At 33.5% G+C, this 18,654-nt stretch carries 19 protein-coding genes; 9 read left to right on the top strand and 10 right to left on the bottom strand.

Annotation, left to right across the window (positions count from 1 at the left end):
• Window positions 1-62: 62 nt before the first annotated feature.
• Together CWS01_RS19830 and CWS01_RS19835 are read right to left on the bottom strand one after the other, a co-directional pair.
• Window positions 63-1,292, bottom strand: a complete 1,230-nt coding sequence (locus CWS01_RS19830) for an MFS transporter (RefSeq protein ID WP_101178938.1) — start codon at window positions 1,290-1,292, stop codon at window positions 63-65.
• A gap of 183 nt (window positions 1,293-1,475) precedes the next feature.
• Entirely contained in the window at window positions 1,476-2,084 is a 609-nt protein-coding gene (locus CWS01_RS19835) for a superoxide dismutase (RefSeq protein WP_101178939.1), read from the bottom strand.
• 678 nt (window positions 2,085-2,762) lie between these two features.
• On the opposite strand from CWS01_RS19835, the gene CWS01_RS19840 reads away from it, so the two are divergent.
• Window positions 2,763-3,458, top strand: coding sequence for a Crp/Fnr family transcriptional regulator (locus CWS01_RS19840; protein WP_101178940.1), 696 nt, complete (start codon window positions 2,763-2,765; stop codon window positions 3,456-3,458).
• Between the two features lie 88 nt (window positions 3,459-3,546).
• Here the strand turns inward: CWS01_RS19840 and CWS01_RS19845 are convergent, their stop codons facing one another.
• Window positions 3,547-4,029, bottom strand: coding sequence for a DUF456 domain-containing protein (locus CWS01_RS19845; RefSeq protein WP_101178941.1), 483 nt, complete (start codon window positions 4,027-4,029; stop codon window positions 3,547-3,549).
• 346 nt (window positions 4,030-4,375) lie between these two features.
• Here CWS01_RS19845 and CWS01_RS19850 point away from each other — a divergent pair, with 346 nt between their 5' ends.
• Complete coding sequence (locus CWS01_RS19850; protein ID WP_101178942.1) at window positions 4,376-5,161, top strand: DUF1189 domain-containing protein; 786 nt, start codon at window positions 4,376-4,378, stop codon at window positions 5,159-5,161.
• An 802-nt stretch (window positions 5,162-5,963) separates the two neighbouring features.
• Complete coding sequence (locus tag CWS01_RS23245; RefSeq protein ID WP_268877090.1) at window positions 5,964-6,086, top strand: hypothetical protein; 123 nt, start codon at window positions 5,964-5,966, stop codon at window positions 6,084-6,086.
• A 627-nt stretch (window positions 6,087-6,713) separates the two neighbouring features.
• Here CWS01_RS23245 and CWS01_RS19860 read toward each other — a convergent pair.
• The gene (locus tag CWS01_RS19860; RefSeq protein WP_101178943.1) at window positions 6,714-8,402 is read right to left on the bottom strand and encodes a methyl-accepting chemotaxis protein; all 1,689 of its coding nucleotides are present in this window, start codon (window positions 8,400-8,402) and stop codon (window positions 6,714-6,716) included.
• A 218-nt stretch (window positions 8,403-8,620) separates the two neighbouring features.
• Between CWS01_RS19860 and CWS01_RS19865 the strand changes: the two genes are divergently transcribed.
• Window positions 8,621-8,959 carry a hypothetical protein gene (locus CWS01_RS19865; RefSeq protein WP_101178944.1) on the top strand — a complete coding sequence of 113 codons (339 nt, stop codon included), beginning with the start codon at window positions 8,621-8,623 and terminating at the stop codon, window positions 8,957-8,959.
• A gap of 210 nt (window positions 8,960-9,169) precedes the next feature.
• The gene (gene ispG / locus CWS01_RS19870) at window positions 9,170-10,288 is read left to right on the top strand and encodes a flavodoxin-dependent (E)-4-hydroxy-3-methylbut-2-enyl-diphosphate synthase (protein ID WP_101178945.1); all 1,119 of its coding nucleotides are present in this window, start codon (window positions 9,170-9,172) and stop codon (window positions 10,286-10,288) included.
• Between the two features lie 71 nt (window positions 10,289-10,359).
• Here ispG and CWS01_RS19875 read toward each other — a convergent pair whose 3' ends face one another.
• Window positions 10,360-10,707 (bottom strand): DUF4190 domain-containing protein, encoded by a 348-nt coding sequence (locus CWS01_RS19875; protein WP_101178946.1) that lies wholly within the window; start codon window positions 10,705-10,707, stop codon window positions 10,360-10,362.
• A gap of 232 nt (window positions 10,708-10,939) precedes the next feature.
• Here CWS01_RS19875 and CWS01_RS19880 point away from each other — a divergent pair, with 232 nt between their 5' ends.
• A complete protein-coding gene (locus CWS01_RS19880; protein ID WP_101178947.1) occupies window positions 10,940-11,521 on the top strand; it encodes a 5' nucleotidase, NT5C type in 582 nt (193 codons plus the stop codon).
• Window positions 11,522-11,564: 43 nt separating this feature from the next.
• Here the strand turns inward: CWS01_RS19880 and CWS01_RS19885 are convergent, their stop codons facing one another.
• Window positions 11,565-11,978, bottom strand: a complete 414-nt coding sequence (locus CWS01_RS19885; protein ID WP_101178948.1) for a Fur family transcriptional regulator — start codon at window positions 11,976-11,978, stop codon at window positions 11,565-11,567.
• Window positions 11,979-12,217: 239 nt separating this feature from the next.
• On the opposite strand from CWS01_RS19885, the gene CWS01_RS19890 reads away from it, so the two are divergent.
• A complete protein-coding gene (locus CWS01_RS19890; RefSeq protein WP_101178949.1) occupies window positions 12,218-12,472 on the top strand; it encodes a DUF2624 domain-containing protein in 255 nt (84 codons plus the stop codon).
• Between the two features lie 88 nt (window positions 12,473-12,560).
• Here the strand turns inward: CWS01_RS19890 and CWS01_RS19895 are convergent, their stop codons facing one another.
• Both CWS01_RS19895 and CWS01_RS19900 read right to left on the bottom strand, forming a co-directional pair.
• Window positions 12,561-13,454 carry a deoxyribonuclease IV gene (locus tag CWS01_RS19895; protein ID WP_101178950.1) on the bottom strand — a complete coding sequence of 298 codons (894 nt, stop codon included), beginning with the start codon at window positions 13,452-13,454 and terminating at the stop codon, window positions 12,561-12,563.
• Window positions 13,455-13,492: 38 nt separating this feature from the next.
• Complete coding sequence (locus CWS01_RS19900; RefSeq protein WP_101178951.1) at window positions 13,493-14,803, bottom strand: DEAD/DEAH box helicase; 1,311 nt, start codon at window positions 14,801-14,803, stop codon at window positions 13,493-13,495.
• A 382-nt stretch (window positions 14,804-15,185) separates the two neighbouring features.
• On the opposite strand from CWS01_RS19900, the gene vrrA reads away from it, so the two are divergent.
• Window positions 15,186-15,812, top strand: coding sequence for a VrrA/YqfQ family protein (vrrA, locus tag CWS01_RS19905; RefSeq protein WP_101178952.1), 627 nt, complete (start codon window positions 15,186-15,188; stop codon window positions 15,810-15,812).
• 220 nt (window positions 15,813-16,032) lie between these two features.
• Entirely contained in the window at window positions 16,033-16,971 is a 939-nt protein-coding gene (locus CWS01_RS19910) for a 4-hydroxy-3-methylbut-2-enyl diphosphate reductase (RefSeq protein WP_101178953.1), read from the top strand.
• Window positions 16,972-17,065: 94 nt separating this feature from the next.
• Here the strand turns inward: CWS01_RS19910 and CWS01_RS19915 are convergent, their stop codons facing one another.
• Entirely contained in the window at window positions 17,066-17,404 is a 339-nt protein-coding gene (locus CWS01_RS19915; protein WP_101178954.1) for a YmaF family protein, read from the bottom strand.
• A gap of 71 nt (window positions 17,405-17,475) precedes the next feature.
• Window positions 17,476-18,375, bottom strand: a complete 900-nt coding sequence (locus CWS01_RS19920) for a DUF2935 domain-containing protein (RefSeq protein WP_101178955.1) — start codon at window positions 18,373-18,375, stop codon at window positions 17,476-17,478.
• Between the last annotated feature and the right edge of the window lie 279 nt (window positions 18,376-18,654).

Consider the following 18,654-nt stretch of genomic DNA (forward strand, 5'->3'; position numbering starts at 1 on the left):
CTAACTTTTTTGGGTCAGATCAGTTCAGACGACTTACTACACAGTCTAACTAGTAGGCAACTTTATTTAGATATATTTTTATTCTGTTCAAAATGAATATTTTTCGTCCAAAAATAAATAATCGTATGTCCTGTACCTAAGAAAAATAAAATATACGGCAATACATGATCAGGATTAAAAAAACTAACCCCAACAATAAAAACTAAAATAGACAATAATCGTCCCAAATTTAAATACATTTCACGAACAACGATATATTCAATCCGCATTTCTCCTGCATTCCATCCTCTTCCAATTACATCAAATGTTAAGCTAGTATAGGGAACTAAAATTAGAGGATAAGCTATAGCTATTATTCCTGCATAAATCAATAATTTCGTATAAGAAAAATCAAAGATGATAATAAACATGGACAAAAAAAGCAAAATTCCTCCGCTTAAAATGGCTTTATTGCGATTATCATTTTTGATTGTTCTCGAAACAATATAATAGGCGACAAAGGAAATTCCGGAATTGATTAAACCAAATTTCCCTAATGCCATTTCACTTCTAGTCGCAATAAATACAAATACCGTTATAACAAAAGCAAATGTGCCTTCTCTCATTCCTTGGAAAAAATGGGCATTGGTTATGAATTTCCAATTTTTATTATTTTGTCTTTCTTTAATAATTCGAATAAATAAATATCGTCCGCTAGCAGGACGCCTTTTCAAAAAGAAGCTTAACACTACAGCTAACGAAAACAAACCAAGTGAAATCCCAAATACAATCATATATCCAGTAGATTTAGTAAAGGAAGAAATAATATATCCAGCTACAATCGGTCCAATCATTCCTCCAGCAGACGTTAAAATACCTAAAAACCCATTAAAAAAATCTCTCGTTTCCGGCTCCGTTACTTCAAATGTCAGCACATTAAAAGCCAGCCAGTAAAAGCCATAGCCTATTCCAAGCAAACATCCTAATAACAGTAAAAATGAGGAGGCTTTATCGCCTATAAATAAAACGGCTAAATAAAACATTGCTAAAAAGATGACCCCAATCCGCAGTACAATGACTCTGTCAATTTTTTTCGCCCATCTTCCTGCTAAAATAAAAGTTACTAACTGCAAAACGATAATTGCCATATTATATAAGCCTAAATCTTTAAATTCTCCAGACTGCTTCCATAAAAAGATATTTACAAAAGTATTGGAAAGGGCAATGCTTAATGAATATAACCCTCCAATAAGCAGTAATAAATTTAAATCTTTTGTCAGTTCCACATCGCCAAGCAATTTATTTTTCATCATAAAAAACTCCCCTTTATTCTAGGGTAGTTTCTATCAAAAATCAGTTTGTTATACATCAAATATAGAGAAAATAAAAGATGATATTTCATTACAAAATCTATGTAAATAAATCAAATTTTTCAATAAATCCATCATAAAAAAATCCACCAGTCCATAGACTAGTGGATTTTTTTACACTAATTATTATTTTGCAGCAGCAAAACGTTTTGATACTTCTTCCCAGTTAATTACATTAAAGAATGCATTAATGTATTCAGGACGACGGTTTTGATAATTTAGGTAGTAAGCATGCTCCCAAACATCTAAACCAAGAACTGGAGTTTTGCCTTCCATTAATGGAGAATCTTGATTTGGTGTGCTAGTTACTTCTAATTCACCGTTGTTTACAACTAACCAAGCCCAGCCAGAACCGAAGCGTGTAGTAGCTGCTTTAGAGAATTCTTCTTTAAAGTTTGCAAAGTTTCCAAATTTGCTGTCAATAGCGCTAGCTAGGTCACCAGTTGGTTCGCCGCCGCCTTCAGGTGAAATTGTTTGCCAGAATAATGAATGGTTAGCGTGTCCACCACCATTGTTGCGTACTGCAGTGCGCGCACTTTCAGGTACTGCATCTAAGTTAGAAACAACTTCTTCTACTGTTTTAGAAAGTAGTTCAGCATTTCCTTCTAAAGCATTATTTAAATTTGTAACGTATGTGTTATGGTGTTTCGTATGGTGAATATTCATTGTTTCTTTGTCAATATGTGGCTCAAGTGCATCGTATGCATATGGTAATTGTGGTAAAGTAAAAGACATGATTAATTCCTCCTATGTATGGTAAGTTTTTTTTATAAAATGACATTCCTTATTAGCAGAAGTTAAAACTTTTTTGATACTACTAATATGAAATGACCTTTTCATTAACATTATCAAATTATTCCTATATTTTCAATGTTTATGCTTCATTCTCCAACAACATTAAAGTACCCAAATTACAAGTCTTTAAACAATAACTTTGCAAAAAAGAGCAGTATTTTAAAATGGCTGTTTTCGTATAGATTTTGGCTTTTAAAATTATCAGCCTGCATATCCGTGGGCGAGCGCCGAGCCGCTTCGTCGCTTTGCTCCTGCAGTCTCGCATTCCCATAGGAGTCTCCGTGTATACAGGCTGCTCGATATCTACTGCCCCCGTTTTTTTCTGTTCAAAACAACAAACTTTGAGAAAACAGTCTTTAAAATTATTTGTATCTTGTGATGTAGCTCACTTTTATCTTTATACAAATATTTCCCTTTATCTCTAACCTAAGAAGAAACTTGAAATAAGAAGTTCGTAAAATTGTCAATTATGCAATTTGCCCTGCTATATCAATGATTTATCTTTATATGTAATTTTCCTACTCTTTTCATTTTTACATAATTTAACATTTTTAGATTGACATTTTTTTCACAATATTCTTTAATCAAAGTGGGAGAACAATTAGAGGAGTGCAAAATATGCCAGAAATTCAATTATCGTTATACAGTTTATTAATTCAAAACTTTTTTGATATAAACAAAATTATTCATATAAAAAAAGGAACCTTATTATTTCAAGAAAAAGATCCAGTTCATCAAATTTTCATTTTATTAAATGGAACACTATCATTGGGAAGAGTTCATGAAAAAGGAAAAGAATTCATCTTAAAAATATTGCATGATGAAGATCTTCTATTAGAATATAATCTATTTAAAAATGCTCCAAAATATCATTTTTTTTCTAGAACAATGACGGACTGCGAAATACTTGCAATCGATCGAAAAGAATTCGAAGAAGCGGTCCTCAAAGATCCTATTCTTTTAACTGCTCTAACCACTTGGCTGAGCAACGGCTATTTAAAAGCACATATGAAATGCCAAGATTTAATTATGAATGGGAAAAAGGGCGGCTTATACAGTGTTTTAATTCGATTATGCCATTCCTTTGGAAAAAAAACAGATGAAGGGATTTTAATCGATTTCCCACTGACACATCAAGAATTAGCAAATCTAACCTATGGTACACGAGAAGTGATGCAGCGCATTTTAAAAGAGCTTCGGGAAGATGGAATTATTTCTTACTCTAATCAAAAATTCACGATAAAAAACCTTACCTATTTAAAACAAGCTGTAGACTGCCAAAATTGCCCTGCTGATATATGCGGCTTAAACTAAAAAAAGATATAGTAAAACTTCAATCCGTGGGGATTTCCCACGGATTGAAGTTTTACCAATCGAACTTTTATAGAATACATAAACTCCTTTATAAGACAACAAACAAAAAATAAATAATCATAATTGTTTGAATAAACCCCTTTGTAATGACACTGCTCAAAAAACCAATTAAGGAGCCCATCCCTACTTTTAATGCTGTTTTCCAATCTGCTCGACTTACCAATAATTCAGCAATTACTGCACCTAAAAACGGTCCGATTATTATTCCTAATACAGGAATAACAAAAGGACCAGCTAAAAGGCCGATTGTACTGCCCCATACGCCAGCTTTTGTCCCCCCATATTTTTTCACACCAACTAAATTAGCTAAATAGTCAGCTAAAAACAATAATAGAACAAACATGCCTTGAATAACCCAAAAAATAATAGAAAATGATGTAAATTGATAAAATAAACCGTATGCAATAAAACCAGCTAATATAAACAATACACTTGGAATAATAGGATATACTAGCCCAATATATGCTATAAGAAAAAGCACACCAATAATTGTCCAATAAATATAATCCATATTTTCTCCTCTTTACTCTTAATTTTTGGCTCTTTTCTAAAAGATTGTTGTTTTTAAATAATAGCTAAAAAGCGTGGTTAAGATGGGGTGATTGGAGCAGAAGGTGCGAGACTCCACAGGTGATTCCCGCTCCGCAGAAAGCGAGTATCCTGGAGAGGAAATCAATCACTTCTTCTATTGCCAAAAACTTTGCGAAAACAGCCTAATTTTTTTACTATATACCCTGTTTTCTACTAAATAATGCTAGCTATTTTTTGATTGCTTTCTATATAAATTATGCCCAAAACTTGTATCTATCCTTATACGAGGATAAAATAGTAATGAATCTTTATAAGGGTGTGTCAAAATGAATATTTTTAAGCAGTTTTACAAAAGCATCTATTCTCCTAGAGATATAGCTAGCTTTCGCTTGCAAGGAAAAGGCAAAACCATTCTTTATCTTATTTTGTTAACCTTGTTGGCATCCATTCCTACTTTATATTATTTGAGTAGTGGAATCAACGAAGGAGTCAAGTCGCTATCCAATACATTAGAGGAAGATTCCCTTTCTTTTTCTATAAAAGATAATGAACTGAAATCAAATGCAAAAGAACCTACCATAATAAATAAAGATGATTTAACGATCATCATTGATTCTACTGGTACATACGAAGAAAGCAATATCAGCACATCTGGCAACACAGTTGCATTATTGCAAAAACAATTTATTATTGTAGCTTCAGGGCAATCCCAAACATTTGAATATTCAAGTTTTGGAAACGTGAATATTACAAAAGAGGATATAACTACTTCTTTAGATGCATTTGATTCTATGCTTCCAATACTTATTACGATTTTGGCAGTTGTCTATTTTGTCATACTGCTTATTTCTAAAGTAATAGAAGCATTCGTTTTTGCTGTTTTGGGCAGTTTATTTGCACGCACGATGAGACGTTCCTTAACATATGGACAGCTTTGGAGAATCACTGTATACAGCATAACATTGCCGACACTGTTTTTTGTCATTATGGATGCAATTCAAACAACTGTACCAAATGGAATGCTCTTAAATTGGGTAGTCACTTTATTTATGTTATTCCTTAGCATTAAAGAAGTACCGATTAAAAAACAGCCAGAAGAAAATATACAATAATGTAAAAAAAGGATAAAAGCCAATTGCAAAGGCTTTTATCCTTTTTTATTATCGTTGCTTTCACGGCAGCGATAATAGCAGTCATTCCTCAGAAATCCCCACTTCTTCTAAACTCCTTAAACCAGTATAAGAACTAGAAAAAGCTGCTTTTCCCAACAAATCTCCCACTAAGTTTCTATACTACTATTTTCTTGAAAAATATTTTTTTATTCTACATAAATTTCTATAACTTAAAGGCATACTGATTTTAATAATTTGAACTTCTAAAGGCTAAAATGCCTTTTTAATTCTAAACAACAGGTATTCTAACATAAGAGATGAACATAAATGGCTTTTGCACTATTCTTCTTCATCGGATGGCTATGCATTAGTATTATTGTGATGAAAAACAACGTACTGTCTAAAATATAAAATACTGTATTCTACTTAGTCCTATTTATTGTAAATGTTAACTGGACCTGGCTTATGCATGAAGAGTTTACTACTGCTAAATATTCTCATGATTCAGGGAATTATACAGCCTTTTTAATTATTCGAAGCATTATTATTCCACTAGTTGTCTTAATAAGCTTAAATATACTGCTCCACCAATTCAATACGCTAAAAAGCTGCATCATTATTGTGCTAGCTTCTTTTATTTTATTGATAGTATCTATTATTTCTCTAAAACTAAAAGTAATTTACTATATCAATTGGAATATCGAATTTGATTATCTGTATTTTCTTTTTCTCCACTTTTTCTCCTATTATATTCACAAATGCTATCATTCATTTTTGGTAAAAGGGGTGGAGGGAAGATGAGATGGATAGTTGGTTTCAGTTTAAACGAGGTATCTCTTATCATTTTAACTATAGTAAGCTATCTATTGGTTTTTTATTGCCTAAACGCTTAAATCGTGAAATAACTTGCTTAAGTTTACTTTGAGGAAGTGCAACCGGAATTCTGTTTGATTTTACAATTGGCGGTGGTTTATTAGATTATTACCTGGAAAATAACACCAATCATTATGAATTATTTGATCTATTTTATTATGTGTTATATGCTCCTTTTGGCTACTTATTTATATATTTTTATAAAGTGTTAGAAATAAACAAAAAGACGTTTATTTTGTATATCACTGCCTGGTCTATAGTTGGAGTAGCTGCTAAATGGTTTTTTATAAATTTGCATATTATTACATTTCAACATGGCTATAATTTAGCATATTCTTTTCCAATTTTTCTAATGACCCAAACTTGTACTGGCATTTATTATCACTACCTGACAATTCCTGAAAAAAAGTCTAACTATGTAACCAGGCTGATTTTTGGTTTGCCTTTTATCGCTTTTTAAAAGACAAACCAAAAAATCATTTTATATACGCACATCAAAAAGACATACTGCTAGTTTTTATATTTTGCACTAGTTGTTTCTAGACAACCTTTCTTTTATAGCAAGAGTGCTAAAATAGAAGCAAGCCCTCCTCATAATATCCTGTTTATCACACATTAACGGACTTGTGCTCCACACTGTTTGAAGTTTCACTTTATTATAGATTTAAAAATAATAGCCTTACGTTAAAAATTCATTAGAAACTGCTTTAATTGTCTGTGCTAATTCTGCTAACTTTTTATTTACTTTCGCATTGGTTTGCAACCCTTCTTTATGCATATCAGCAATCTCTTTCATCTCATCAGCATTTGCCAATGTTTGCTGACTGATTGCTGCTAATTGCAAAGAGGAATTCTCCATAATTGGCAAAAAAGTTTGAAGCTCCTTTAATTTTTCTTGATTAACAGCCAGCTCTTTATTAACAATCTCAATTCCTTGTAATAATTGATTAAAAGAAGTGCTGCTTTCTTCTGAAGTTTGTGAACATTCCATGAATTTATTTGTAATTTGCACCATTTCTGCAGAAGCTCTTTCCGCAATTTTATCCATTTCTTTCGTAAATGCATTAATTTCTTCTGTCGCTTTTTTGGATGAATTCGCTAAGTTCCTAACCTCATCTGCAACAATAGCAAACCCTTTACCGTTTTCTCCCGCTCTTGCCGCTTCAATTGACGCATTCAAAGCAACTAGCTTTGTTTTGTCTGCTAATTTTCGAATAGAAAATATAATATCTCCAATAGACATAGATTGCTCTTTCACTTGTCCAATAGTTGCTGCCATTTCCCTAACATCCAAATGAAGGACATTTAAAGACTGAAACAACTCTTTTATTTTCATTTCACCAATATGTGCACATTCATTCATCGTTTTTGTTTTTCCATTCATTTCATGCATGCTTGCAGAAACTTGCTTAGTGGTTTGTTTCATTTCTTGAAAAACATCAATGGCGCTATCTGAACATACAGCGGTTTCATGTGCTCCTTTTTTTACTACTGCTATCATATTAGTTAAAAATTCATTTTTTTCTATCATCATATTGGAATGCTCTTGCAGCATATAACCTGTCTTTGTTAAATCTCCACTAGATGATTGCAATTGTGTGAGAACTCTTCTTATTTTATCTATCATCGTTTGATAGCTCTGGATTAACGATTGAATTTCTGGGATGGAAGTATTGCTTGCTACTTCTACACCTAAATTCCCTTTGCTTACTTCGCTCATCATATAACAAAGATCATTTAAAGGCTTCACGATACCCCGCACGATTAAAAAAATTATCAAAATCGTTACACTCATGCTAATACCAGATACTAGTACAATAATTTCGCTTATCGCCTTCACTTCTTGCAAATAATCATCTTGAGGAACCGCAATTACATATATCCCTTTTAATTCTTGAATCTTCATAAAAGCAATAGAATATTTTTTCTTTCCAATTTCTTTTTCCATAATTCCAGTTTCTTTTTTGCGCATTTCCTTAACAATATTATCAGGCAATTGACTAGCTTCGTTTTTATTTACACGAAAAGATTTAACTTCTTGGTTTGTCACTAAATAAAATTGTCCTTGAATATTATCTTTCAAAAAATCTGCATCCTGGCTATGTACAACTTGTTCTATCTTTTTTTGAAATTTCTCCTGATCATCTACATATGTAAACATAAGATTTTGCGACATAATGTAAGTTGTTTTTGTTTCTTTAGCAAGACGCTGATGCATAAGTTCTACTGCCAAATCTTTTGATTTTGTAACTGCCACATAGGTAATCGAAAAAATAGTTAATAGTAATAATGAAATAATAAATAATAGCAGTCGTTTTCTAATAGATAACTGCAATAGGTTCTTGTTCGGAACTTTGCTTTTTTTCATGAAGATCCCCCTTTACTCCTATTTTGACAGTCGATTATTAACCCATTGTAAAGTAAAGGTAAATTCTTCTTTAAGGTAATACTTTTTTCCTAATCCTTTATGCTTAATACCTTCTCAATCCAGTAAATCTAGCACCTGTTAAGGAATATTAGCAGCACATCAAGCATACCTTATACAAATCTAGCGTTTATTCTATTAAACAGGAGGCTTTGTAAACGATGAAACGGCTTGCTACTACCTTTCTTGTTCTAGTTACCATCTATGTTATCTACTTTGATTTAAGCCATGGCACTCTTAACTATACAGAAAAACCAAGTTCTAGCCCACAAGCTGTTCCTGTCAACTCTAACTCTTCTGCATTTCCATCCTTTGATTATAAAGTGAAAACAGGAGATACTGCCTTACTAATAATAGAGAAACAATTAAATAAAAATATCCCTGTAACCATTGATCAATTAATCAAAGATTTTAAGCAACTAAATAATGGCATCTCACCAGAAGAGATTCAAAGCGGAAAAATTTATCATTTCCCTGATTATACAGGAAATGGTACTTGATGCTTTTTCGAAGTCCTTTTTTGCGAGCATAAACAATTATTTTTCAACTATTTAACCCTATTGGAAAAATAAAATCAACTGTAAAAAACAGCAAGTTTCTTGTCAATCTTGATATATCATTGTTACAATAGGAAGGGTACATTTTTAATTATGAAAACTTTATTTCATTTTATATTTGGCGTGTCCAATATTTAAAGGAGCGAATCACCATTGAGTGAAATTATACATCGTACGAAAACCCGTCCAATCAAAGTAGGAAATTTAACCATTGGCGGAAATAATGAACTAGTCATTCAAAGTATGACAACAACCAAAACCCATGATGTGGAAGCAACAGTTGCAGAGATAAAACGTCTAGAAGAAGCAGGATGCCAAGTTGTCCGTGTTGCTTGCCCTGACGAACGTGCAGCAAATGCGATTGCAGATATTAAAAAACAAATAAATATTCCCCTTGTAGTAGATATTCACTTCGATTACCGCCTAGCATTAAAGGCAATTGAAGGCGGAGCAGACAAAATCCGCATCAATCCAGGGAATATCGGCAAAAAGGAAAAAGTGGAAGCTGTCGTAAAAGCAGCAAAAGCAAAAGGAATACCAATAAGAATAGGTGTTAATGCAGGTTCTTTAGAAAAAAGAATTCTGGAAAAATACGGTTATCCAACTGCAGATGGTATGGTGGAAAGCGCCCTTCATCATATTAAAATCCTAGAAGACTTAGATTTCCATGATATTATCGTATCCATGAAAGCTTCTGATGTTAACTTAGCAATAGAAGCGTATGAAAAAGCAGCACAAGCATTTGACTATCCATTGCATCTAGGCATTACTGAATCCGGTACATTATTTGCCGGCACCGTTAAAAGTGCTGCTGGCTTAGGAGCAATTTTATCGAAAGGCATCGGAAATACATTGCGCATCTCGTTAAGTGCAGATCCTGTAGAGGAAGTAAAAGTAGCCCGGGAATTGCTAAAATCATTTGGTTTATCGTCAAATGCAGCAACACTAATTTCCTGTCCAACATGTGGGCGCATTGAAATTGACCTTATTTCCATCGCAAACGAAGTGGAAGAGTATATCTCTACTATAAAAGCGCCAATTAAGGTCGCAGTGCTCGGCTGTGCAGTAAATGGACCAGGCGAAGCAAGAGAAGCAGATATCGGCATTGCCGGCGCTAGAGGAGAAGGACTTTTATTCCGCAAAGGAAAAATCGTTCGTAAAGTGCCGGAAGAAACAATGGTAGAAGAATTAAAAAAAGAAATCGATCTAATAGCAGAAGAATATTTTGCCAAAAAAGCGGCAGAAGAAGCAGATCAGCTAACAGAGCAATAAAGGATAAATATTCCGCATAGCAAAAAACCGAAAAAAAGCCTAGCCTTTTTTCGGTTTTTTATTTTGATCAGTTAAAAGAATGGAGCGATAAAAATTCCAATAATAATGGAAATGGCTCCAATTGAAATGGCCCAAGAGCCTAAGGTGATTGCTCCTCTTCTTCTTGCCATGAATCCCATTACTATTCCTACTGCTCCAAGTAGAATTGGCCAGAAAAACAAGGATAACACGGATAAGATTAACGCAGTGATTCCTATCCCTTTTCCCTCTTCTCTTTCTCCTTCAATACGGCGTTCTCTACCGCTAAGCCTAATAGGTGGTGCGATTTCAGCAGAAGTTTCTTCTAAATAATCTTTTGGTGAACCATATTGCTCTCTATCTTGAAGATCGTCTCTTTCATTGCTATTATACTCTGCCATGATGATCCCTCACTTTCTTTAATAGGAGCATTTATTATGATTTCCAGATTTTTTATCTATATAGCTGTAAATGTTTAGCACTACTTACAAGTATTTGCTTGAAAACATTTCCCATCATTAACATAAATAACTTTTCCTAGCTATTTATATTTGTTAAGCTAATACAAGTGGACAAGATAACTTATAATATAAAAGATGCTGTATATTAGCGAATCGCAAAAAGGAGTTAAACATGAAAAAATTAAGATTTGGAATTGATATTGATGGAACAGTGACAAGCCCTTCGACTTTTGTGCCATATTTAAATGAAAGTTTTCAATTAAATATTACATTGGAAGATATTAAAGAATATGATTTATATCCATTAGTGAGTGTGCCAAAAGAGGAATTTGATCAATGGTTTATAAACAATGAACCGAAGATTTATACTGCTTCTCCTCTAGCTGAAGGAGCAAATATTGTTTTGCAAAAATGGGCAAAGGAATTTGAACTATATTTTATTAGTGCAAGAGGATCCCATCTTTTAGAACTAACAAAAGAGTGGTTTGCAAATAATGGCCTTTCATTCGACCATATTGATTTAATTGGAACACATGATAAAATTTCTGCAGCAAAAAAATATAAAGTTGATTTATTTTTTGAAGATAAACATGATAATGCCGTGATGATACATGAACAGTGTGGAATTCCTGTTCTTTTATTTGATACGCCATATAACCGAGATCCGATTCCGGAAGGAGTTATACGAGTAGCTGATTGGAATGAGGCATATACATGGGTAAATAAATGGGCGAAATCCACCATCGTTCGCTAAAAGATTATTAAAAAAAGAGTAAATCCAGTGATTTACTCTTTTTTTAATGGATGCATTCCGGGCATTTCCCATAAATTTCAAACTTATGTCCAGAGACATCATATCCCTTTAAATTATCAGTCAGTTCCTGCATGGGGCAAGTAATAATTTTTTTTGTTTTCCCGCATTCTAAACAAATAAAATGATGGTGATGATGGGAATGGGAGCATGTGAAACGAAAATGTTTTTCCCCACTCAATTCCGTCATCTCAAAAATATTTAAATCAACAAATAAAGAAAGGTTGCGGTAGATGGTGTCAAAACTTAAACCTGGATAATCGCTTTTTAGAGCATCAAGTACTTCTTTTGCAGTAATATACTTGTTTTTATTTGCAAATAATTCAAGCATATCTTCTCTTTTTCCAGTATGTTTATATCCTTTTTCCTTTAATATTTCTAATGCTTGTTGAACATTCATTCTCCCATCTCCATTTGTTATCTTTATGTCAGCTATTTTTCCAATATAGTAATCGTTACGATTTATCTAAAATAGTATACAAGAAGCACCAAAAGAAAGCAAGCACTAATCACTTTTAAAAAATAACATTCCTTCTAATTCAACTAAGTTAAACAACCAACAAAGTTATTTAATAAGACCTAAAAAAATAGGAACAATTTCTGCTGCTCTTTCATATGTTTAGAATGGGGAGTGATGACATGAAGATTTTTGAAAATATTATCAATCATAAGGTTAGCAACATAACTGCGCCTGAATTATTAAAGTACAGCAAACAATTTAAAATTGCCCTTACAAATGATGAAGCAGAAAAATTGGCAAATTACTTGTATGGCAAAAAAATTAATATTTTTAACCCATCAGAAAGAGCACAACTAGTTAAGGACATGGCTAAAATTACAAGTCCAGCCACTGCAAAAGAAGTCAATCAGCTTTTCAACCTATTCACGAGTTAAAAAATGTATCTTTAAACATAGAAAATTAAAAAATACATGTTAAAAAACCAGTTGGAAAGGAGACTTTTCAACTGGTTTTTGTTTCTTATTAGCCCTGCAGTATGACATCTAAAAGATTTTCGTTAAAAATTTGTGCTTTTAGCATGGCAATTTCATGCTTATATGGTGCTGCCTTATTGTTTTTATCTTCTCCAACAAATGGTGTTTCTAAAATTTTTATAATATCCATAAGCTGTGGATGATGAACAATTTTATTTAATGCTGCAAATCCAATATGGCCAAAACCAATATTTTCATGACGATCTTTTCGCATGCCTTTTGCATTTTTGCTGTCATTAATATGCAGCACCTTTAACTTGTCCACACCAATAATGCGGTCAAATTCATTAAGTACACCATCAAAATCTTCCACAATGTTATAGCCTGCATCATGGACATGGCAAGTATCAAAACAGACAGACAGCTTGTCATTATACGTTACCCCGTCCATAATCATCGCAAGTTCCTCAAAACTTCTGCCGCATTCTGTCCCTTTGCCTGCCATTGTTTCTAATGCAATTTGCAAGTTCTCTTTGCCTGTTAGAACTTCATTTAACCCCTCAATGATTCGTTTAATGCCAATGTCCGCTCCTGCACCAACATGGGCTCCAGGATGCAAAACAATTTGTTTTGCTCCTAAACTTTCTGTCCGCTCAATTTCAGTACGCAAAAAGTTTACACCAAGTTCAAATGTAGCTGGATTCGTCGTATTTGCAATATTAATAATATATGGTGCATGGACAACAATTTCATTTATGCCGTTTTGCTCCATATAAAGTCTTCCAGCTTCAATATTTAATTCCTCAACTTTTTTTCTGCGTGTATTTTGAGGTGCACCTGTATAGATCATAAATGTATTGGCTCCATAAGAAGCAGCCTCTTCACTTGCTCCTAACAACATTTTTTTGCCGCTCATGCTGACATGAGAACCTATCTTAAGCAATACTTCTCTCTCCTCTTTGTTTCCTAAAGTTAAAATAGTTATCTTTTTTTGCTTTTTATTCGTCTTTCTCTTTTTTTAATGCTCTCTACTTCACGGTTCATTTTCTTTTTATATCCTGGTTTTACTTTTTTTGGTTTTTGAACCAACGATTTTGCTTTCGCATCAATTTCATCCGCTTGTCTTGTGCGTTTTTTTCTGCGGTTGCGATCATCAATAGCAACCCACTCGCCATTTTTCAAATCCATATTTTTAAATTCTACACCCAGTTTCTCTAACTGATTTAATGCATCTTCATCAGATGTTTCATAAACCGTCAGCGCAATTCCAGAGTAGCCGGCACGTGCCGTTCTTCCTACACGATGGACATAAAAATCTAAATCTGTTGGAAGCTCATAGTTAATAACATGGCTAATTCCCTTAATATCAATTCCTCTTGCAGCAAGATCTGTAGCTACAATGTATTGGTATTCTAAATCTAATATTTGTTTCATTACTTTTTTTCGTTCTCGTGGAGTTAACCCCCCATGAAGCTTTGCTACTTTTAATCCTCTATTGCTTAAGCCAGCCACCACTTCATCACATTTTTGTTTGGTATTTGTAAATACAATCGCTAAATAAGGATTAAAACTCTTTAATGCTTCATAAACAGTTGTCACTTTATCGCGATGTCTAGATGGAATAAGAATATGTTCAATTTTTGCAGCAGTTAATTGTTTTGGCTCAATTTGAATAAAAGTAGGATTTTCTAAATACTTTTTCAAAAATGGCTTTAATTTCTCTGGAATAGTTGCTGAAAAAACAAAAATATTTAAATTTTTTGTCATTCTGGCTGCAATTTGATCTACATCTTCTATAAATCCCATATCTAACATTAAGTCTGCTTCATCGACGATTAAAGTAGTTGCCGTATACACGACTAAAGCTTGTTCTTGTACTAAATCATTAATTCTTCCTGGCGTACCTACTACAATATGTGGCTGGGCTTTTAATTTTTCAATCGTTCTTTGTTTATCTGTGCCACCAATAAAAAGGCGGGATGTTATTTCTGTTTCTGAGTGTTTTGCCACTTTCAAAATTTCTTGGTGAATTTGTGTTGCTAATTCTCTTGTTGGTGCTGTAATAACTGCTTGCACCTGCTGTTTTTCTGGTTCTATTTTTTGCATAATAGGTAATAAATAAGAATGGGTTTTTCCTGTGCCTGTTTGAGATTGTCCAATGGCACTTTCCCCTTTTAAAATTAAGGGCATTACTTTCGCCTGAATTTCTGTCGGCTCATAAAAACCTAATTCTTCTACCGCTTTTATAATAAATGGTTTTAAATTATATCGATCAAATTTTGTTGTACTCATCATTAAACTCCTTAATAGTATCGCAAATGTTTAACAATCGCAGAATAAAGCTTTTCCTTATGAGAGGGTTAACTGGAAAAAGCCGCTACTTCTATTAGAACTCTAATACATTTGCTCACTTGTTCATCATGTTATTATAATAAAGTTTTTGCTAAAAGACCACTAATACTATGTATTAATTAGTTTTAACGGATTTTTTTTATTTTAGTATGCTTTCTTATCATTTTATCCTCCATTTATTATAAAGAAGCTCCCCATCTATTGAATATTTTTCTAAATCTGCAAAAAATTATCTATTTTGCACTCTTCCTCATAAAACCTAAACACAACAGATAGAAAGCGCATAGTCTATAAAAGAGAAATAGTGAAAGGAGGCAAGACTATGCCACCAAGACAACAGATGCCTTTTCAAAGAGGAATGGGAGGCAGAATGATGCCACCACAAGGATCAGCCAATTTTCGTGGCGGCCCTAGAGGTCCTGGTTTAGGAAGAGGTGCTGGAGGTGCTGGAGCCCGAAATGGAGGAAGTAGCGGCGGTATTTTATCTAAACTTCTTGGAGGAGGAAATAAAGGTGCTGCAAATGCTGCCACAGGTACTGCAAGTGCTGGCGCAAGAAGTGCTGGCGCTGGGGGAGGTCTATTAAAAACAATAACAAACCCAGCATCTATCAATGGCTTTTTAGCCAATTCCCAAAAATTCCTTAACACCGCTAGCCAGCTCGGTCCAATGATTAATCAATATGGTCCAATGGTCCGCAATATCCCAGCAATGTGGAAGCTATATAGGGGATTAAAAAATACCGGTTCAGCTAATGAAAACACTACTACAACTGAAACAAACACGCCAATAAATGAAAAAGCAATTGAAAACAAACCAATAAAACAGCATTCTAACAAAACAAAGCCTGCACCAAAGGATGTTGAAATAAATATCCAAGAAGAAGAGGAACTAGAAACAAAATCCCTAAAAAGAAATAATGGATCATCCATTCCTAAACTCTATGTATAGGAAAAAGCACTTTAGCTAGCCCATTTTTTATACATCGTGCAAAAAAATAGAATTGTATCTAAAATTCTATTTTTTTGCTATTTCCCCTCAAAATATTCTAATAATTTGTTTTCTATACATATTTCTATATAATAGAATTGTTATAGAGAGAATTTTCGATAAGCATTAATAAATGAACAAATAGAAAATAGAGACTTGCCTATGCGGGAGGAATTAAAATATGAAAGTAATTAAGATTGCCCCAAGGGGTTATTGCTATGGGGTAGTTGACGCGATGGTTATTGCCCGTAACGCAGCATTAGATAAATCATTGCCACGTCCCATCTATATTCTTGGCATGATCGTTCATAATAAACATGTTACCGATGCTTTTGAAGAAGATGGCATTATTACATTAGATGGACAAAATCGCAAAGAAATTCTAGAAAAAGTGGATACTGGCACGGTTATATTTACAGCGCATGGCGTATCACCAGAAATACGAGAAATAGCTAAACAAAAAGGGTTGGTTACATTGGATGCAACTTGTCCCGATGTAACGAAAACACATGATTTAATACAGGAAAAAGAAAAAGAAGGCTATTTTATTATATATATAGGGAAAAAAGGGCATCCAGAACCAGAAGGAGCAGTTGGTGTTGCTCCACATGCAGTTTCTCTTGTAGAAACAATTGAAGATGTGGAAAAGTTAACGATTACCCAAAAAAAAATACTTGTCACCAACCAAACAACAATGAGTCAATGGGATGTTGCCGATTTAATGGAGTCGATTAAAACTAAATTTCCTCATGCAGAATTTCATAAGGAAATTTGTTTAGCAACACAAGTAAGACAAGAAGCGGTTGCTAAGCAAGCTGGAGAAGCAGATGTATTGATCGTAGTTGGAGATCCTAAAAGCAATAACTCCAATCGTTTGGCACAAGTTTCCGAAGAAATTGCCCATACTACAGCCTATCGAATTGCAGATATTTCTGAATTGCAGCTAGAATGGATTAAGCATGCTAATGCTGTAGCAGTGACTGCTGGGGCATCTACTCCTACACCTATCACAAAAGAAGTGATAAATTTTCTTGATCAGTATGATCCAGATGATGAGAATACGTGGGACCGGGAGAAAAAAGTTCCATTGCATAAAATACTGCCAAAAGTAAAAAGATAATCTAACAAGAAGCCTAATTGATTTGATCCATTTTTTGCTGTGAGTATATAACATATACTGGCACAAAAAATGGATCTTTAAAAATGTTCATTATTTATTTATTACCTGGAGCTGGCTGATCAAACCCTCTTATATGGTGCCGATGCGCATCATCTTCCGTTGTATAAAAATCATAATAATGGACATGCATTCCATTTCCGACTGGAATAGCCGGTCCCGAATAGGCCTTATAATGATGGGTATGACCGTTTTCAAATACAACATATCCTTCTGTATAATGGATATGGCTGTCATCAGAAGTCTTTATTGGAGGAGTAGTTACATCTAAACATTGATGGACATGTCCGGCCTCAAAAGAAGTATAGTCAACAGAACCATGATTATGGTGTGGTACAAATCCATTTACAAAATCTTCTTTTCCAATCTTAGCCATAATATCGCTCCTCTTCTTCATAATTACTCAAAAAAATCCCCAGTGTTTATATATAAATGCTATCTTCACTGTTATCGGTCACTCTTGGACTTTGCTTCTAATCGTTCTTCCAACATCTTAATCATATAAAGGAAGTGTCCAGCTTCTCTTAAAACATGATCTGCTAAAAGAGGATTAATTACACTTCGTATTTGGCAAGATTGAATAAGTTCTAACCCAGCTTTCTTAAATGCTTGAATTTCTGTAGCAGCATTTTCACTATCTTTATTTAACTTACCGATTATAGGGTAAGTAGGTTTTTTATGAGATAACATGGACTCTACATCTCTTGCTTGGTTCAAAAGCGTTTCAAAATCATCCCCGAACTTTAATGCTGTTTTCACTAAATTTCTTTCCGACTGATCTAGTAAGGAGCCAATAAATCTAGAATGTTCCATCATAATTCGCAGCCAAAATACATTTTCATTAATAATTGCATCTTGAATAGGCTCTAAGATTCCTTTATTAAATTTTTTTAATGTCCTTATAAAGTATTCCGCTTCTCTGGCGATATGATCTACAAGTAAAGGAAAATTAAACCCGCTTACTTTACAGTTAATGATAAGAATAAGTAAGTTTCTTTTGAAATTACGAAACCCTTGAACTAACTCAATACTTTCCTCATTAAATTTTTTTATTAGCTCCACATTATTGATAAGTTGATAGGCTTTTTTTTCTTGTTGTTCAAAATAAGAATAAAAACGGTCAGTTTGTTGGATCAATTGTTTATCTTTACGATTAAATCCTTCACCAAGGAATAAAGCATGTTCCTTCATAATTCTAAGCCAAAATCTATTTTCTGTTAAAGAACGCTCAATAAATAATTGATCACTAATGGACTCCGGTTTTGCTCCAGATAATTCAGGTGGTAACAACATTTGATTAAATTGTTCCCTTGTTACATGGCCAGGAATAGGATGTTGATTTTGCATGTTTAGCCCTCCTTATAGCAGATAAAGTGAAACTTCAATCGATGGGGATCTTACTGCCTGTTAATGCGGGATAAAATAATACCTTTTAGTTACATAAACGAAATATCTACATAATACTTATTCTTCTTAAGGATTATTTAGATTAAACGATAGAATTCTTTCATTTTTGTTGGTATGTGATTGGAATGATAATGGATATTTTGATGCTGTTTACATTGTATTAAACACTCAGAAAATTATAACTTCTATTGATATAAAAAATTAGGCAGCTTTATTTCA

The organism is Niallia nealsonii (assembly GCF_002835805.1).
GTDB lineage: Bacteria > Bacillota > Bacilli > Bacillales > Cytobacillaceae > Niallia > Niallia nealsonii.

Bases quoted from the DNA above. Each gene is read 5' to 3' on its own strand.
- CWS01_RS19875 (WP_101178946.1), bottom strand. From the start codon at position 10,707: ATGGCAGAGTATAATAGCAATGAAAGAGACGATCTTCAAGATAGAGAG.
- CWS01_RS19885 (WP_101178948.1), bottom strand. From the start codon at position 11,978: ATGAATGTTCAACAAGCATTAGAAATATTAAAGGAAAAAGGATATAAA.
- CWS01_RS19920 (WP_101178955.1), bottom strand. From the start codon at position 18,375: ATGCAAAATCAACATCCTATTCCTGGCCATGTAACAAGGGAACAATTT.
- CWS01_RS23245 (WP_268877090.1), top strand. From the start codon at position 5,964: ATGGATAGTTGGTTTCAGTTTAAACGAGGTATCTCTTATCATTTTAAC.
- CWS01_RS19890 (WP_101178949.1), top strand. From the start codon at position 12,218: ATGAAGATTTTTGAAAATATTATCAATCATAAGGTTAGCAACATAACT.
- vrrA (WP_101178952.1), top strand. From the start codon at position 15,186: ATGCCACCAAGACAACAGATGCCTTTTCAAAGAGGAATGGGAGGCAGA.
- CWS01_RS19850 (WP_101178942.1), top strand. From the start codon at position 4,376: ATGAATATTTTTAAGCAGTTTTACAAAAGCATCTATTCTCCTAGAGAT.
- CWS01_RS19910 (WP_101178953.1), top strand. From the start codon at position 16,033: ATGAAAGTAATTAAGATTGCCCCAAGGGGTTATTGCTATGGGGTAGTT.
- CWS01_RS19865 (WP_101178944.1), top strand. From the start codon at position 8,621: ATGAAACGGCTTGCTACTACCTTTCTTGTTCTAGTTACCATCTATGTT.
- CWS01_RS19840 (WP_101178940.1), top strand. From the start codon at position 2,763: ATGCCAGAAATTCAATTATCGTTATACAGTTTATTAATTCAAAACTTT.
- CWS01_RS19845 (WP_101178941.1), bottom strand. From the start codon at position 4,029: ATGGATTATATTTATTGGACAATTATTGGTGTGCTTTTTCTTATAGCA.
- CWS01_RS19915 (WP_101178954.1), bottom strand. From the start codon at position 17,404: ATGGCTAAGATTGGAAAAGAAGATTTTGTAAATGGATTTGTACCACAC.
- CWS01_RS19835 (WP_101178939.1), bottom strand. From the start codon at position 2,084: ATGTCTTTTACTTTACCACAATTACCATATGCATACGATGCACTTGAG.
- CWS01_RS19900 (WP_101178951.1), bottom strand. From the start codon at position 14,803: ATGAGTACAACAAAATTTGATCGATATAATTTAAAACCATTTATTATA.
- CWS01_RS19880 (WP_101178947.1), top strand. From the start codon at position 10,940: ATGAAAAAATTAAGATTTGGAATTGATATTGATGGAACAGTGACAAGC.
- CWS01_RS19860 (WP_101178943.1), bottom strand. From the start codon at position 8,402: ATGAAAAAAAGCAAAGTTCCGAACAAGAACCTATTGCAGTTATCTATT.
- CWS01_RS19830 (WP_101178938.1), bottom strand. From the start codon at position 1,292: ATGATGAAAAATAAATTGCTTGGCGATGTGGAACTGACAAAAGATTTA.